Raw genomic sequence first — 16,303 nt, forward strand, 5'->3', positions numbered from 1 at the left:
TCCTATCCTGAGAAAGCCCCGAAAGCTATAATCCCCCCATCTCTCCTCAAAAACGGAAATGTCTATGATCCGCAGTATGACCGCCTACGCCCGCCGTGAAATCAAGGGTAGCTGGGGCAGCGCTACCTGGGAAATGCGCTCGGTAAACCAACGCTATCTTGAAACCTATTTCCGTATGCCTGAGCAGTTCCGCAGCCTTGAGCCCGTGGTTCGTGAGCGTATCCGGTCTCGTCTGACGCGCGGTAAGGTTGAATGCAACCTGCGTTTTGAACCCGATGCGAGCGCGCAAGGGGAGCTGATCCTCAACGAGAAACTGGCTAAACAGCTGGTGAACGCCGCTAACTGGGTCAAAATGCAGAGCGACGAAGGCGAAATCAACCCGGTTGATATTCTGCGCTGGCCTGGGGTGATGGCAGCTGGCGACCAGGATCTGGATGCGATTACCGCTGAGATCCTTTCTGCGCTGGACGGCACGCTGGACGACTTCATCGAGGCCCGGGAAACCGAAGGCCAGGCGCTGAAAGCGCTGATCGAGCAACGCCTGGAAGGCGTGAGCGGCGAAGTGGTGAAAGTCCGTTCCCATATGCCAGAGATCCTGCAGTGGCAGCGCGAGCGTCTGGTTGCCAAGCTGGAAGACGCCGAAGTTCAACTGGAGAATAACCGTCTCGAGCAGGAACTGGTGCTGATGGCCCAGCGTATCGATGTTTCCGAAGAGCTGGATCGTCTGGAAGCGCACGTCAAAGAGACCTACAACATTCTGAAGAAGAAAGAGGCCGTCGGTCGCCGTCTCGACTTTATGATGCAGGAGTTCAACCGTGAATCGAACACCCTGGCATCGAAATCGATCAACGCCGATGTTACTAATTCTGCGATTGAACTGAAGGTGCTGATTGAACAAATGCGTGAGCAGATCCAGAACATCGAATAAGCAGTAACAGACACCGATTTGTTATTAATGGTCCCACTCAGGGACCATTTTTATTTAATAGCCATAAGAATTTACTGTCTGCTTCAGGCGCATCAGAACATAAGCACTCTTTTCCTGATTTTGATAGAATGCAGGCCGCATTCCTTATTCAGATCGTCCTTTTCAGGAAACCTAATGGCAAACATCAACTTATCATTAGAGGGCGTCTCCAGCCTCTCAGTTGACCGCGATTTCAGGCAGGACATCAACCTGCTGCGCGGAATAGCCATTCTTTCTGTTGTTTTTTATCACTTTACCGCCACCCTGCTGCCCGGCGGTTTCGCGGGCGTGGATGTGTTTTTCGTGATCTCCGGTTTTCTGATGACCAAAATCATCGCCACCGGCCTGGAACGCAACCGCTTTAACCTTATTCAGTTTTATGCCGCGCGCTGCAAAAGAATAATTCCCGCCCTGCTGGCGATGTGTCTGGTTATCGCCGTAGCGACCTTTTTCTGGCTACCGACAAATGAGTATAAAAAGCTCGGAAACTATATTGGCTATGCCGCTCTGTTTATTTCCAACCTGAAACTCAACAAAGAGACCGGGGATTATTTTGCCCTCGACTCGCATGAGAACTGGTTTTTACATACCTGGTCTTTGTCCGTTGAATGGCAATTCTACCTGGTATTGCCGTTTATTATGATGGGCTTATATCCCCTCAGGAAAAAGCTCAACACCGGCCTCTGTCTGCTGGTCCTCACCGTCGCGTCCTTTATGGTGAGCATGACACAAACCTCCACAAACCCGGCCACCAGCTTTTATCTGATGCCGTATCGTGCCTGGGAGATGCTGTGTGGCGGGCTGGTCTGGTACGCCGCACAGCGTTTTATCCTGCCGTTAAAGCTGCGGCCATTTACGGCGATCGCGGGTTACGCTCTGATCCTGCTATCCCTCGTGTTCATCACGGCAGAACAAGCCTGGCCTGGCCCGCTGACCTTACTCCCCGTCGCGGGTGCCATGCTGGTGATTTACAGCGACTACCAGCCGCTGGTGAGCTTGTTTGACCGCAATTTTCGCTGGGCCGGGCTGAGCTCATACTCCGTCTACTTATGGCACTGGCCCATTGCGGTATTCCTGATCTATTCCGGGCAACAGCATAATGGGCTGTGGGTGATGAGCGCGATTGCGCTCTCTTTTGCCGCCGGATGGCTCTCTTGGGTATTGATTGAGCAGCCCGGAAAAAACTACCTGAACCAGCGCTCGACCCGCGCTTTCTGGTTAATCCTGTTTGCCTGCGTGGTGGTCGCCTGGCTGTTCAGCTATCTGGTGAAAAAGAATATTGTTGTCAGCCAGCCCGATCCGTTGGTGAACAAAATCGCGCTGGAAGCCACCAACAAAAACTATGCTGCTAACCCGAAAACGCACTTAAGCACTTACGGTACGGGTAAGCCTGCCGCCATCATTATTGGCGATAGCCATGCGGAAGCCACAGCAACCGCCCTGGCAGAAGCCGCGCAGGGCAAAGGCTCGGTTATCGGTATAACCTATTCTGGCTGCCCGACGCTGGCGACGGGTGAACTGAGCGAGAACAACCGATGCGGCGCATTCAATCGCTCCCTCCCTTCACGGCTGCAGGATTATCCGTCAGATGTGCCGGTGGTGATCGTGAACCGCCTGACGCATTATGCTGAACAGCAGCTGGTGAAATTTGATACCCATTCGCCAGACAAGCAGGCGTACCTGCAACAGTATGCCGAGGCGATTGTCGGGATGGCGTGCACCCTGAATCGCTCGCATCCGGTCTGGCTGGTGAATCCGATCCCCGAGATGGCGCGTAACGTTCCCCGCACGTTATCCCATCGTCTGATGACCGGCAAAGCTACCCGCGATTTATCAGTTCCTCTGGCGGACTACGAGAAAAAGAACGCGGCCATTTTGCAGGCCCAGGCGCGGGCGGCAAAAGAGTGCGGCGTTCAGGTACTGGATCCCAGCGCCTGGCTCTGTACCGCGAGTCGCTGTATGGGCAGTAAAAATCTTCAACCCTGGTACTTCGACGATAATCACCTCAGTGAAACCGGTAATAAAATACTGGTACCGATGTTCAGCCAGGTTTTTAGCCGACCGCAGCAGTAAAGACCAAATAAATCTAATGCGATATCGGGTTAAAAAACCTGATATCGCACTTATCACGCCAATCATCCATTAGTTATTCTAAGGAATGGCTACTCACACAAAAAAATCTAAATCGTGAGACAGCCCACAAAACGTTACCCTGACGGCCTTAATTTGGGGGGTAACATGCTGCTGCACATCCTGTATCTGATCGGTATCACCGCTGAGGCTATGACCGGAGCCCTGGCCGCCGGGCGTCGTCGTATGGACACTTTCGGGGTCATTATTATTGCTACGGCGACGGCGCTGGGCGGGGGTTCGGTCCGGGATATCCTGCTGGGCCACTATCCGCTCGGCTGGGTGCAGCATCCTGAATATGTGATTATTGTGGCCATTGCGGCCGTGCTGACCACCATCGTCGCCCCGGTGATGCCCCATCTGCGACGTCTGTTTCTGGTGCTGGATGCGCTCGGCCTGATCGTCTTCTCCATTATTGGCGCCCAGGTCGCGCTGGATATGGGCGAAGGCCCGGTTATCGCCACTATCGCAGCGGTGATCACCGGCGTGTTTGGCGGCGTCCTGCGGGATATGTTCTGCAAACGCATTCCGCTGGTCTTTCAAAAAGAGATCTATGCTGGGGTCTCCTTCGCTTCAGCGGTGCTGTACGTCGCCCTGCAGCACTACGTGAGCAATCAGGATGTGGTGATTATCTCCACGCTGTTGTTTGGTTTTACCGCCCGTATGCTGGCGCTGCGTTTAAAGCTGGGCCTGCCGGTCTTTTATTACCGCCACGACAGCCACTAAAACCCCTGCACGCCCTGCTCATTCAGCCAGGCGGTCAGGGCGTTAACGGTGGGGTGATGAACAAACTCCACCAGCCTGCGCGCTTTTTCCACGCCAATGCCCGGAACCTGCTGCCAGCCCAGCGGATCTCTGCTCTGCAACTGCTGCCAGTGACCATCCCCCAGCGCACGCATGGCCACCCGGGGCAGAGGCACGCCTAGCGCATCCAGCCAGCAGGTAAAGGGCTGACGGCGCGCCAGGTTGAACTGATGCCAGAGCCGCAGGCCGCGCTGGGCTGAAAGACCGGGCGTATGCTGGAGTTGCTCCTGGGTGAGCGCCAGCCACGAAAACAGGTGCTCAAAATGATGTGCCTGATGAAGCATCTGCCAGCCAGCGTCACCCAGCCCTTCGATGTTTAACACCGCCGACGAACTCAGCCAGGCCAGCCGGGCCATAAACTGTTCGTGGCATTCCGGTGAGGCATAAAAACAGGTCAGCGGCGTAAAGCGCGACGCTGGCGGCGCAGGTTTTTTCCGTTCGCTCCCCCGCCAGACGACTTTATCCACCCGCGGGATCCCCTGCCCGGCCAGGCTGACCTGAACCTGATCGCCCGGCGCAATATCCAGTTCCTGCCAGCGCCTCACCGACCCCAGATTGACGCGCTGCACCCGTTTATCATCAAGCTGTACCGGCTCAAGTATCGCGACCACCGCGATCCTGCCGGTACGCCCCACGGCGAAGGTGATAGCCCGAACCTCGGCGACACGGGCGGCCGGGGCATACTTCCACGCCACCACCCAGCTACCGTCTCCGGGCAACCAGTGCTTGCCCGCAGGCTCCTGCGCCGAGCGGATCACGATGCCATCGGTGACAAAGGGCAGCGGCGACTTCAGCCAGCGATCGCGTATGGTTTCAGCCTCCTCCACTGAACCGATCGGCTGCGTCCAGGATTCGCTCAGGGTGAAGCCCGCCCGGGTTAACGCCTGCAAGCGCTCGCCCATCGGGGCAGGACCGTCCGGCCAGGCCCAGATAAAGATGCCGATGTGATCCAGGGCGGCGCTCTCATCCTGACGCATCATCGCCCCGGCGACTTTTGCCCGTGCATTCATGCCGCCCATCTGCTGCTGGATATGATTATCACGGAGCAAGAAGAGCTCCCCCTGTAACACGCTGTTGGCGAGCGGGCCCGTTACCCGGGCGGGCACCGAGGCCATACGCTTCACTTTTGCCGTCCAGTCTTCGCCTTTCAGCCCGTCGCCCCGGCTGGTGGCCTGCACCAGGTGCCCCTGGCGGTAGACCAGCGTCACCGCCACGCCATCCACCTTGGGCTGGATCCACAGATCGCGATGCGAATGCATCCACTGCCGAAGTGCCGCTTTGTCGGCTACCTTCGTCACCCCGGTATGGCTGACCGGATGCCTGATCGAACCGCCCGCAGGCAACAGCGCGTCTGTCGCCGGCTCATCGCCAAAGCAGTGCCGCCACTGTTTCAGCCGCGCAGCCAGCTGGTCATATATTTCGTCGTTGACGTCGCTGACGCCCTGCTGCCAGTAGGCTTTATCCCAGCGGGCTATTTGCACGCTGAGCCGGGCGATCTCCTGCTCTGCCTGCGCGGGTGACCAGACCGGGCATACCGCCAGGCCGCAACTGCTCCAGAGCAGCATGAGTACACCAAAACATCGCCACATCGTTATCCCTCCCTGTTTTATGGAGGGTATAACGCGGTATGACATCGCAGGCGACAGGCAAAAACAGACTTTACGAGCCGTCATCAGGACTTTGTTTCTGTTGCAGCAAACGGCGGAGAAAAGTGGAAAAGGGAGAGCAAAAATCAACTAAGAAGCGGAAAAAGTGTGACAAAGGCTACGTCACGAAGCGGCGACGTGTATAATAAGCCCGTATGTAGGACTTTCTTCGCTAACACATACAAAAGACTCTCATGGCTCAAGGCACGCTTTATATTGTTTCTGCCCCTAGTGGCGCGGGTAAATCCAGCCTGATTCAGGCGCTGTTAAAAACCCAACCGTTGTATGATACCCAGGTATCGGTTTCTCACACCACGCGCGCGCCGCGTCCGGGTGAGGTACACGGTGAACACTATTTCTTTGTTGATCACGACGAATTCAGAGCGATGATTGGCAGGGATGCGTTTCTTGAACACGCGGAAGTCTTCGGTAATTACTACGGCACCTCACGTGAAACTATTGAGCAGGTGCTGTCGACCGGCGTAAACGTGTTCCTGGATATCGACTGGCAGGGCGCGGAGCAGATTCGCAAGAAGATGCCTGATTCGCGCAGTATCTTTATTTTACCGCCGTCGAAAGATGAGCTGGATCGCCGTCTCCGCGGCCGCGGCCAGGACAGCGAAGAGGTTATCGCAAAACGTATGGCCCAGGCAGTTGCGGAAATGAGCCATTACGCCGAATATGATTACCTGATTGTGAATGATGACTTTGACGCCGCCCTGAGCGATCTCAAAATCATCCTTCGCGCCGAACGTCTGCGCATGAGCCGCCAGAAGCAGCGACATGACGCATTAATCACCAAACTGTTGGCAGACTGAACCCACATTCAGTATCATGCCCAGTCATTTCTTCATCTGTGGAGCATTTTAAGTATGGCACGCGTAACTGTTCAGGACGCTGTAGAGAAAATTGGTAACCGTTTTGACCTGGTGCTGGTCGCCGCGCGTCGCGCTCGTCAGATGCAGTCAGGCGGTAAAGATCCACTGGTACCGGAAGAAAACGATAAAACTACCGTTATCGCATTGCGTGAAATCGAAGAAGGTCTGATCAACAACCAGATCCTTGATGTTCGTGAACGCCAGGAGCAGCAAGAGCAGGAAGCCGCAGAACTGCAGGCCGTTACCGCCATTGCTGAAGGTCGTCGTTAATTAAACCTGCGGGTCGCCCTTGTATCTGTTTGAAAGCCTGAATCAACTGATTCAAACCTACCTGCCGGTAGACCAGATTAAGCGTCTCCAGCAGGCGTATCTCGTTGCACGTGACGCTCACGAGGGCCAGACACGTTCAAGCGGTGAACCCTATATCACGCACCCGGTAGCGGTGGCCTGTATTCTGGCCGAGATGAAACTCGACTATGAAACGCTGATGGCTGCCCTGCTGCATGACGTGATCGAAGATACCCCCGCCACCTACCAGGACATGGAACAGCTGTTTGGCAAAAGCGTTGCCGAGCTGGTGGAAGGGGTCTCTAAGCTTGATAAGCTGAATTTCCGCGACAAGAAAGAGGCGCAGGCCGAAAACTTCCGCAAAATGATCATGGCGATGGTGCAGGATATCCGCGTCATTCTGATCAAACTCGCTGACCGTACCCACAATATGCGCACCCTGGGCTCTCTGCGCCCGGACAAACGTCGTCGCATTGCCCGTGAAACCCTCGAAATCTACAGCCCGCTGGCGCACCGTTTAGGTATTCATCACATTAAAACCGAGCTGGAAGAGCTGGGTTTTGAAGCGTTGTACCCGAACCGCTTCCGCGTGATTAAAGAGGTGGTGAAAGCCGCACGTGGTAACCGTAAAGAGATGATTCAGAAGATCCTCTCGGAAATCGAAGGACGTTTGCAGGAAGCCGGTATCCCCTGCCGCGTCAGCGGTCGCGAAAAGCATTTGTACTCCATCTACTGCAAAATGGTGCTCAAAGAGCAGCGTTTTCACTCGATCATGGATATCTACGCGTTCCGCGTGATCGTCCATGACTCCGACACCTGCTATCGCGTGCTGGGTCAGATGCACAGCCTGTATAAACCGCGTCCGGGTCGGATGAAAGACTATATCGCTATTCCCAAGGCGAACGGATATCAGTCTCTGCACACCTCGATGATTGGCCCGCACGGCGTGCCGGTTGAGGTGCAGATCCGCACCGAAGACATGGATCAGATGGCGGAGATGGGTGTTGCCGCGCACTGGGCTTATAAAGAGCGTGGCGGCGAAAGCAGCACCACCGCACAGATCCGTGCCCAGCGCTGGATGCAGAGCCTGCTGGAGCTGCAACAGAGCGCCGGTAGCTCGTTTGAATTTATCGAGAGCGTTAAATCCGATCTCTTCCCGGATGAGATTTACGTTTTCACGCCAGAGGGGCGCATTGTCGAGCTGCCTGCTGGCGCAACCCCGGTCGACTTCGCTTACGCCGTGCATACCGATATCGGTCATGCCTGTGTCGGCGCACGTGTCGACAGGCAGCCGTACCCGCTGTCACAGCCGTTGACCAGCGGCCAGACGGTGGAAATCATTACCGCACCTGGCGCCCGTCCGAACGCGGCGTGGCTCAACTTTGTCGTGAGCTCGAAAGCCCGCGCCAAGATCCGCCAGTTGCTGAAAAACCTCAAACGCGACGACTCCGTCAGCCTGGGCCGTCGTCTGCTCAACCACGCGTTGGGCGGCAGCCGCAAGCTGGCTGAGATCCCGAAAGAGAACGTCCAGCGTGAAATCGAGCGCATGAAGCTCGCTACGCTTGACGATCTGCTGGCGGAAATCGGTCTGGGTAACGCGATGAGCGTGGTGGTGGCGAAGAACCTGCAGCAGGGCGAAACCTCTGTGCCGCAGCCGTCATCAACCAGCCACGGCCATCTGCCGATCAAAGGCGCCGACGGCGTGTTGATCACCTTTGCCAAGTGCTGCCGACCGATCCCGGGCGATCCGATTATTGCTCACGTCAGCCCTGGTAAGGGTCTGGTTATCCACCACGAATCCTGTCGTAACATCCGTGGCTACCAGAAAGAGCCTGAGAAGTTTATGGCGGTGGAGTGGGATAAAGAGACCGAGCAGGAATTCATCACCGAAATCAAGGTGGATATGTTCAACCACCAGGGTGCGCTGGCGAACCTGACGGCGGCAATCAATACCGCCTCTTCCAACATTCATAGCCTGAATACGGAAGAGAAAGATGGCCGCGTTTACAGCGCCTTTATTCGTCTGACCGCGCGCGACCGTGTGCATCTGGCGAACATCATGCGCAAAATCCGCGTGATGGCCGACGTAATCAAAGTCACCCGTAACCGAAACTAGCGTTATGAATTCAACACGTTATGCCCGGATCTGCGAAATGCTCGCCAGGCGTCAGCCCGATCTGACGGTCTGCATGGAGCAGGTTCATAAACCGCATAACGTGGCTGCTATCGTCCGTACCGCTGATGCCGTCGGTGTGCATGAAGTGCACGCCGTCTGGAAAGGGACGCGAATGCGTCCCATGGCCTCGGCTGCCGCAGGCAGCAACAGCTGGGTGCAGGTCAAAGCCCACGACAATATTGGCGACGCCATTTCGCACCTGAAAGGGCGCGGCATGCAGATTCTGGCGACCCATCTTTCCGACAAAGCCGTCGACTTCCGCGAGATCGATTACACCCGCCCGACCTGCATTCTGATGGGTCAGGAGAAAACGGGGATCACCCAGGAAGCGTTAGATCTGGCGGATCAGGACATCATCATTCCGATGACCGGTATGGTGCAGTCCCTGAACGTCTCCGTGGCTTCCGCGCTCATTCTGTATGAAGCCCAGCGCCAGCGACAAAATGCCGGGATGTACAAGCGCGAGAACAGCATGCTGCCGGAAGACGAGCAGCAGCGTCTGCTGTTTGAAGGCGGCTATCCGGTGCTGGCCAATGTGGCGAAGCAGAAAAGATTACCCTACCCCCACGTGAATATGCAGGGCGAAATTGAAGCCGATGCGACGTGGTGGGCCACCATGCAAGCGACGAAATAATCATGCAAGGCCGCCTGCTGGATGCCGTGCCGCTCAATTCCCTGACGGGCGTTGGCGCGGCCCAGAGCAGCAAACTGGCAAAAATCGGCCTGCATACCGTGCAGGATCTCCTCCTGCACCTCCCCCTGCGTTACGAAGACCGCACCCAGCTCTATCAGATTGGCGAGCTACTGCCCGGCATTTACGCCACGGTTGAAGGCGAAGTCCTGAACAGCAACATCACCTTCGGCGGTCGCCGGATGATGACCTGCCAGATCAGCGACGGCTCCGGCATCCTGACGATGCGTTTCTTTAACTTCAGCGCGGCGATGAAAAACAGCCTCGCCCCCGGGCGACGGGTGCTGGCCTATGGTGAAGCCAAACGCGGGAAATACGGCGCGGAGATGATCCACCCGGAGTACCGCGTGCAGGGCGATCTCAGCACCCCGGAGATGCAGGAGACACTGACTCCGGTCTATCCGACCACCGAAGGCATCAAGCAGGCGACGCTGCGCAAGCTGACCGATCAGGCGCTGGAGCTGCTCGACACCTGCGCCATTACCGAACTGCTGCCACCCGAGCTGGCGCAGGGGATGATGAGTTTGCCAGAGGCGTTGCGCACCCTGCACCGCCCGCCGCCAACATTACAGTTAAGCGATCTGGAGAGCGGGCAACATCCGGCCCAGCGTCGACTGATTCTGGAAGAGCTGCTGGCGCATAACCTGAGCATGCTGGCGCTGCGCGCCGGTGCCCAGCGTTTTCATGCCCTGCCGCTCCCGCCCCAGGACGAATTAAAAGATAAACTTCTGGCCTCGCTGCCGTTTAAGCCTACCGGGGCGCAGGCCCGCGTGACCGCCGAGATCGAACGCGACCTGGCGCTGGACGTGCCGATGATGCGCCTGGTGCAGGGCGATGTTGGCTCCGGTAAAACGCTGGTGGCGGCCCTGGCCGCGCTGCGCGCCATTGCCCACGGCAGACAGGTTGCGCTGATGGCCCCGACTGAACTGCTGGCCGAGCAGCACGCGAATAACTTCCGCAGCTGGTTTGCCCCGTTGGGGGTTGAAGTGGGCTGGCTGGCCGGGAAGCAAAAAGGCAAGGCGCGACAGGCGCAGCAGGAGGCCATCGCCAGCGGTCAGGTGCAGATGATTGTCGGCACCCACGCCATCTTCCAGGAGCAGGTGCAGTTCCACGGCCTGGCGCTGGTGATCATCGATGAGCAGCACCGTTTCGGCGTGCATCAGCGTCTGGCGCTGTGGGAAAAAGGGCTCCAGCAGGGGTACCATCCGCACCAGTTGATCATGACCGCCACGCCGATCCCGCGCACCCTGGCGATGACCGCCTATGCCGATCTCGACACCTCCACCATCGACGAACTTCCTCCGGGCCGTACGCCGGTCACTACCGTCGCCATACCCGATACGCGCCGCAGCGACATCATCGATCGCGTGCGCAACGCCTGTCAGGAAGGCCGTCAGGCCTACTGGGTCTGTACCCTGATTGAAGAGTCGGATCTGCTGGAAGCCCAGGCGGCGGAAGCTACATGGGAAGAGTTAAAGCTGGCCCTGCCGGAGCTGAACGTCGGGCTGGTGCATGGCCGGATGAAACCTGCCGAGAAGCAGGCGGTGATGCAATCCTTCAAGCAGGGCGATCTGCATCTGCTGATCGCCACCACGGTGATTGAAGTCGGGGTGGATGTGCCTAACGCCAGCCTGATGATCATCGAAAACCCGGAGCGTCTGGGCCTGGCGCAGCTCCACCAGCTGCGCGGCCGCGTCGGACGTGGCGCAGTGGCCTCACACTGCGTGTTGCTCTACAAAGCTCCACTGTCGAAAACCGCCCAGAAACGTCTGCAGGTGCTGCGCGACAGCAATGACGGGTTTGTAATTGCGCAACAGGATCTGGAGATCCGTGGTCCGGGCGAACTGCTCGGCACCCGCCAGACCGGTAACGCCGAGTTTAAAGTGGCCGACTTGTTGCGCGATCAGGGCATGATCCCCGAAGTTCAGCGTCTGGCACGCCATATCCATGAACGCTACCCCGACCAGGCGGCAGCGTTAATCGAGCGCTGGATGCCCGAGACCGAGCGCTACTCCAACGCCTGATCAGCCAAACATCGGCAACATCAGATACAGCTTGATCACCAGCGCGTTGACGATATCAATAAAGAACGCCCCCACCATCGGCACCACCAGAAACGCCATGTGCGATGGACCGAAACGCTCGGTGATGGCCTGCATGTTAGCGATCGCCGTTGGCGTCGCTCCCAGCCCAAAGCCGCAATGTCCGGCCGCCAGCACCGCCGCGTCGTAGTTTTTGCCCATCATCCGCCAGGTCACGAACACTGCGTAAAACGCCATAAACAGGGTCTGCACGGCCAGAATCGCCAGCATCGGTAGCGCCAGCGAGGCCAGCTCCCACAGCTTGAGGCTCATCAGGGCCATCGCCAGGAACAGGGACAGGCAGACGTTACCCAGCACCGATACCGCCCGCTCAAAGACGCGATAAAAGCCCATCAGCGCCAGGCCGTTGCTGAGGATCACCCCCACGAACAGCACGCAGACAAAGGTCGGCAGTTCAAATGCGGACCCCACCAGCAGTTGCGCAATGATTTTACCCACCGTCAGGCAGATGGCGATCAGGGCGATGGTTTCGATCAGCACCAGGGAGGTGATCATCCGTCCGACGTCCGGCTTCTCAAACGCCGACGGCACCGCTTCATCTTCCGGACAGCCGTTCGGCGTGGTGGAGTGCTTCACCAGATAGCGCGCCACCGGCCCACCGATCAGGCCGCCCAGCACCAGGCCGAAGGTGGCGCAGGCCATCGCCACTTCGGTAGCATTCTGGAAACCATAGCGCTCGACAAACAGCTTGCTCCACGCCGCCCCGGTGCCATGTCCGCCGGAGAGGGTAATGGAACCGGCCAGCAGGCCCATCAGCGGATCCAGCCCCAGCAGGGAGGCCATGCCGATACCGATGGCGTTCTGCATCACCAGCAGCCCGACCACCACAATCAAAAACACGCCCAGCACTTTGCCGCCTGCCCGCAGGCTGGCGAGGTTGGCGTTCAGGCCGATGGTGGCGAAAAAGGCCAGCATCAGCGGGTCTTTTAACGTCATATCAAAGTCGATTTCCCAGCCCATGCTCTTTTTCAGCACCAGCAGCGCAACGGCGGCCAGCAGCCCGCCCGCGACGGGTTCCGGGATGGTGTATTTTCTGAGAAGGGGGACACTGTGAACCAGTTTACGACCAAGCAGTAAAACCAGCGTTGCCGCAACGAGGGTCGACAACGTATCGAGATGAATCATAGTGGGCTCCTTATATGACACGTGCTCCATGAAATGCGTGTTTTGCTGAACCCTTTGCGCGACTTAAGCGCAACCGGGAGCAGGAGTGTAATGAACTTTACCGTAGCGTGACAGAAAAGCCGTATTAAGCTGAGGGTTTTCTCTGCTATTTTGCGAGCAATCGTTTGCTTTTCTCACCCACTCGGCTAAAATGCCCGCTTTTCTTCCTGGGGATCGCAGCAGATGTCCGTAAACGCCGTAGAACAGCAAGATGCGCAACCGATTGCGCAGCCGCATAACAGTGAACTGATTTACCGTCTTGAAGATCGCCCCCCGCTGGCGCAGACCTTGTTCGCCGCCTGTCAGCATCTGCTGGCGATGTTCGTGGCCGTCATCACCCCTGCCCTGCTGATCTGCCAGGCGCTCGGTTTACCGGCGCAGGACACCCAGCACATCATCAGCATGTCGCTGTTTGCTTCAGGTGTAGCCTCCATCATACAGATTAAAGCCTGGGGTCCGGTGGGTTCCGGCCTGCTGTCGATTCAGGGCACCAGCTTTAACTTTGTCGCTCCGCTGATCATGGGCGGTACGGCGCTGAAAACCGGCGGCGCAGATGTCCCGACGATGATGGCCGCGCTGTTCGGCACCCTGATGCTGGCCAGCTGCACCGAGATGGTGATCTCCCGCGTGCTGCACCTGGCGCGCCGCATTATTACCCCGCTGGTCTCAGGCGTAGTGGTGATGATTATCGGCCTGTCGCTGATTCAGGTGGGGCTGACCTCCATCGGTGGCGGTTACGCCGCGATGGCCGACCATACCTTTGGCGCCCCGAAAAACCTGCTGCTGGCGGGCATCGTGCTGGCGATCATTATTCTGCTTAACCGTCAGCGTAACCCGTACCTGCGCGTCGCCTCGCTGGTGATTGCCATGGCCGCAGGCTACCTCGCCGCCTGGGGGATGGACATGCTGCCGCAGTCTGCCGCCACGACCGACAGCCCACTGATCATGGTTCCGACCCCGCTCTACTACGGGCTGGGCATCGACTGGAACCTGCTTCTGCCGCTGATGCTGGTCTTTATGATCACCTCCCTGGAGACCATCGGGGATATCACTGCCACCTCCGACGTCTCTGAGCAGCCGGTCTCTGGCCCGCTGTACATGAAGCGCCTGAAGGGCGGCGTGCTGGCCAACGGCCTGAACTCCTTTGTCTCCGGCGTGTTCAACACCTTCCCGAACTCCTGCTTCGGTCAGAACAACGGCGTGATCCAGCTGACCGGCGTGGCCAGCCGCTACGTGGGCTTTGTGGTAGCGCTGATGCTGATCGTGCTGGGTCTGTTCCCGGCGGTGAGTGGCTTTGTGCAGCACATTCCTGAGCCGGTACTCGGTGGCGCAACGCTGGTGATGTTCGGCACTATCGCGGCATCGGGCGTACGTATCGTCTCCCGTGAGCCGCTGAACCGCCGTGCGATCATGATTATCGCCCTGTCGCTGGCAGTCGGTCTGGGCGTATCTCAGCAGCCGCTGATCCTGCAATTTGCCCCGGACTGGGTGAAAAACCTGCTCTCTTCCGGCATCGCTGCCGGCGGGATCACCGCTATCGTTCTGAACCTGATTTTCCCGCCAGAAAAGAACTGATCCCTTTTACGGCAGCAGGCAACTGCTGCCGTAACCCAGAATTCCGCCCTTCCAGCCTTGAGCATTGCGTATAAATCGTGCATAACTCCTTTATGTGCGTTTTACGTGATGGAAGACCATGAAATTTATTGGAAAGCTTCTCGTCGGTATTCTGGCCGTTCTGCTTATTGCGATCCTCGCGCTCTATATCCTGGTTCAGACCCGCTGGGGCGCGGCGCAGGTCAGCAGCTGGATCACGGTAAACACCGACTACGAACTCAATTTCGACCTGATGGATCACCGTTTCTCCTCACCGACACACCTGGTGCTGAAAAACGTCACCTTCGGGCGCGACGGTCAACCCGCCACTCTGGTGGCGAAAATGGTCGATATCGGCGTGAGCAGCCGCCAGCTCACCGATCCACTGCACATGGATACCATCACCCTGTTTGACGGCACGTTGAACCTCTCGCCGCAGACTGCCCCCCTTCCCTTCCAGGCCGATCGTCTGCTGCTGAACAACATGGCGTTTAACAGCCCCAATACCGCGTGGGATCTGAGCGCGCAGAAGGTCACCGGCGGCGTACGTCCGTGGGATCCTGAAGCAGGCAACGTGCTGGGTAAAAAAGCCAATATCCAGATTAGCGCCGGGTCGCTGACGCTGAACGGCGTACCGGCCAGCAACGTGCTGATTGAGGGCGAGCTGACAGATAAAGAGGTGGTGCTGACCACCATCGGCGCCGACATGGCGCGGGGCTCGCTCACCGGTACCGCGCGACGCGATGCTAACGGCGGCTGGAAAGTGGACAACATGCGCCTGAACGATATTCGCCTGCAGAGCGATAAATCGCTGGCCGACTTTTTTGCCCCCATCACCACCCTGCCGTCGTTGCAGATTGGCCGCCTAGACGTGACCGATGCCCGCCTGCAGGGGCCGGACTGGGCGGTGACGGATCTCGATTTAAGCTTGCGCAACCTGACCCTGAGCCAGGGCGACTGGCAGAGCGAGGATGGTCGCCTGTCGATGAACGCCAGTGAATTTATCTACGGCTCGCTGCACCTGTTCGACCCGATCCTGAATGCCGAATTCTCCCCGCAGGGGATCGCCCTGCGCCAGTTCACCTCGCGCTGGGAAGGCGGGATGCTGCGCACCTCCGGCAACTGGTTGCGCAGCGGTAAAGCGCTGGTGCTGGATGATGTCGCCGTCGCCGGGCTGGAATATACCCTGCCGGAAAACTGGAAAACGCAGTGGATGGAGACTCTGCCGGAATGGCTGCACAGCGTCACGCTGCGCAAATTCGGCCTGAGCCGTAACCTGGTGATCGACGTGGATCCCACCTTCCCGTGGCAGGTCACCGCCCTCGACGGCTATGGCACCAACCTGCAGCTGGCGAAAGATCGCCAGTGGGGCGTCTGGGCGGGTACCGCTACCCTGAACGGCGCGGCTGCGACCTTCAACCGCGTGGACGTCCGCCGTCCGTCGCTCTCCCTGACGGCTAACGCCTCGACCATTGCCATCAATGAACTGAGCGCCTTTACCGAGAAAGGCATTCTGGAGGCGAAGGCCAGCGTCTCGCAGACGCCGGTGCGGCAGACCACCATTAACCTGACCGGGCGCGGCGTGCCGTTGAACGTGATCCAGCAGTGGGGCTGGCCGGCGCTGCCGGTAACGGGCGATGGCAATATTCAGCTCACCGCCAGCGGTAACGTGCAGAAAGATTCGCCGCTGAAGCCGACGGTTAACGGCAGGGTGAACGCGGTGAATATGGATAAACAGCAGGTCACACAGACGATGGCCGGTGGGGTGGTGAGTACGGTTGAGCAACAACCCTCACCCCTGCCCTCTCCCTAAAAGGGAGAGGGAGCAAACCCGTCCTCACCTGCTTAAAGATGGGCACTAACT

12 protein-coding genes are annotated in these 16,303 nt (G+C 58.1%); 10 read left to right on the forward strand and 2 right to left on the reverse strand.

Features of this window, described 5'->3' with window-relative positions:
- Window positions 1–64 precede the first annotated feature (64 nt).
- The 3 genes from LG383_RS18400 (at window position 65) to LG383_RS18410 (ending at window position 3,823) form a co-directional block, all read left to right on the forward strand.
- Entirely contained in the window at window positions 65–928 is an 864-nt protein-coding gene (locus tag LG383_RS18400) for a YicC/YloC family endoribonuclease (protein WP_106995434.1), read from the forward strand.
- 174 nt (window positions 929–1,102) lie between these two features.
- Window positions 1,103–3,040 (forward strand): acyltransferase family protein, encoded by a 1,938-nt coding sequence (locus LG383_RS18405; RefSeq protein WP_225759869.1) that lies wholly within the window; start codon window positions 1,103–1,105, stop codon window positions 3,038–3,040.
- 165 nt (window positions 3,041–3,205) lie between these two features.
- On the forward strand, window positions 3,206–3,823 hold the full coding sequence (locus tag LG383_RS18410) for a trimeric intracellular cation channel family protein (protein ID WP_106995520.1): 618 nt from the start codon (window positions 3,206–3,208) through the stop codon (window positions 3,821–3,823).
- Here LG383_RS18410 and ligB read toward each other — a convergent pair.
- Window positions 3,820–5,490 carry an NAD-dependent DNA ligase LigB gene (gene ligB / locus LG383_RS18415; RefSeq protein WP_225759870.1) on the reverse strand — a complete coding sequence of 557 codons (1,671 nt, stop codon included), beginning with the start codon at window positions 5,488–5,490 and terminating at the stop codon, window positions 3,820–3,822. The genes LG383_RS18410 and ligB overlap by 4 nt on opposite strands.
- Window positions 5,491–5,741: 251 nt before the next feature.
- On the opposite strand from ligB, the gene gmk reads away from it, so the two are divergent.
- The 5 genes from gmk to recG are packed head-to-tail and all read left to right on the forward strand — an operon-like array spanning window position 5,742 to window position 11,604.
- Window positions 5,742–6,365 carry a guanylate kinase gene (gene gmk / locus LG383_RS18420; RefSeq protein ID WP_166181116.1) on the forward strand — a complete coding sequence of 208 codons (624 nt, stop codon included), beginning with the start codon at window positions 5,742–5,744 and terminating at the stop codon, window positions 6,363–6,365.
- A gap of 54 nt (window positions 6,366–6,419) precedes the next feature.
- On the forward strand, window positions 6,420–6,695 hold the full coding sequence (gene rpoZ, locus LG383_RS18425; RefSeq protein ID WP_032615688.1) for a DNA-directed RNA polymerase subunit omega: 276 nt from the start codon (window positions 6,420–6,422) through the stop codon (window positions 6,693–6,695).
- 19 nt (window positions 6,696–6,714) lie between these two features.
- On the forward strand, window positions 6,715–8,829 hold the full coding sequence (spoT, locus tag LG383_RS18430) for a bifunctional GTP diphosphokinase/guanosine-3',5'-bis pyrophosphate 3'-pyrophosphohydrolase (protein ID WP_106995430.1): 2,115 nt from the start codon (window positions 6,715–6,717) through the stop codon (window positions 8,827–8,829).
- 4 nt (window positions 8,830–8,833) lie between these two features.
- Window positions 8,834–9,523, forward strand: coding sequence for a tRNA (guanosine(18)-2'-O)-methyltransferase TrmH (gene trmH / locus LG383_RS18435; protein WP_225759871.1), 690 nt, complete (start codon window positions 8,834–8,836; stop codon window positions 9,521–9,523).
- A 2-nt stretch (window positions 9,524–9,525) separates the two neighbouring features.
- Window positions 9,526–11,604: an ATP-dependent DNA helicase RecG gene (gene recG / locus LG383_RS18440; protein ID WP_225759872.1), complete on the forward strand. Its 2,079-nt coding sequence runs from the start codon at window positions 9,526–9,528 to the stop codon at window positions 11,602–11,604.
- Here recG and gltS read toward each other — a convergent pair whose 3' ends face one another.
- Window positions 11,605–12,807 (reverse strand): sodium/glutamate symporter, encoded by a 1,203-nt coding sequence (gene gltS / locus LG383_RS18445; protein WP_106995427.1) that lies wholly within the window; start codon window positions 12,805–12,807, stop codon window positions 11,605–11,607. It abuts the gene before it with no gap.
- 222 nt (window positions 12,808–13,029) lie between these two features.
- On the opposite strand from gltS, the gene LG383_RS18450 reads away from it, so the two are divergent.
- Both LG383_RS18450 and LG383_RS18455 read left to right on the forward strand, forming a co-directional pair.
- Complete coding sequence (locus LG383_RS18450) at window positions 13,030–14,421, forward strand: NCS2 family protein (protein WP_106995426.1); 1,392 nt, start codon at window positions 13,030–13,032, stop codon at window positions 14,419–14,421.
- A 118-nt stretch (window positions 14,422–14,539) separates the two neighbouring features.
- Window positions 14,540–16,252, forward strand: a complete 1,713-nt coding sequence (locus LG383_RS18455; protein ID WP_225759873.1) for an AsmA family protein — start codon at window positions 14,540–14,542, stop codon at window positions 16,250–16,252.
- Window positions 16,253–16,303: the final 51 nt, after the last annotated feature.

Source organism: Leclercia sp. Marseille-Q4284, assembly GCF_916618945.1.
GTDB lineage: Bacteria > Pseudomonadota > Gammaproteobacteria > Enterobacterales > Enterobacteriaceae > Enterobacter > Enterobacter tamurae.

Coding starts and splice junctions, on each gene's coding strand:
- LG383_RS18400 (WP_106995434.1), top strand. CDS start 65: ATGATCCGCAGTATGACCGCCTACGCCCGCCGTGAAATCAAGGGTAGC.
- LG383_RS18450 (WP_106995426.1), top strand. CDS start 13,030: ATGTCCGTAAACGCCGTAGAACAGCAAGATGCGCAACCGATTGCGCAG.
- LG383_RS18405 (WP_225759869.1), top strand. CDS start 1,103: ATGGCAAACATCAACTTATCATTAGAGGGCGTCTCCAGCCTCTCAGTT.
- rpoZ (WP_032615688.1), top strand. CDS start 6,420: ATGGCACGCGTAACTGTTCAGGACGCTGTAGAGAAAATTGGTAACCGT.
- gltS (WP_106995427.1), bottom strand. CDS start 12,807: ATGATTCATCTCGATACGTTGTCGACCCTCGTTGCGGCAACGCTGGTT.
- LG383_RS18455 (WP_225759873.1), top strand. CDS start 14,540: ATGAAATTTATTGGAAAGCTTCTCGTCGGTATTCTGGCCGTTCTGCTT.
- trmH (WP_225759871.1), top strand. CDS start 8,834: ATGAATTCAACACGTTATGCCCGGATCTGCGAAATGCTCGCCAGGCGT.
- recG (WP_225759872.1), top strand. CDS start 9,526: ATGCAAGGCCGCCTGCTGGATGCCGTGCCGCTCAATTCCCTGACGGGC.
- ligB (WP_225759870.1), bottom strand. CDS start 5,490: ATGTGGCGATGTTTTGGTGTACTCATGCTGCTCTGGAGCAGTTGCGGC.
- LG383_RS18410 (WP_106995520.1), top strand. CDS start 3,206: ATGCTGCTGCACATCCTGTATCTGATCGGTATCACCGCTGAGGCTATG.
- gmk (WP_166181116.1), top strand. CDS start 5,742: ATGGCTCAAGGCACGCTTTATATTGTTTCTGCCCCTAGTGGCGCGGGT.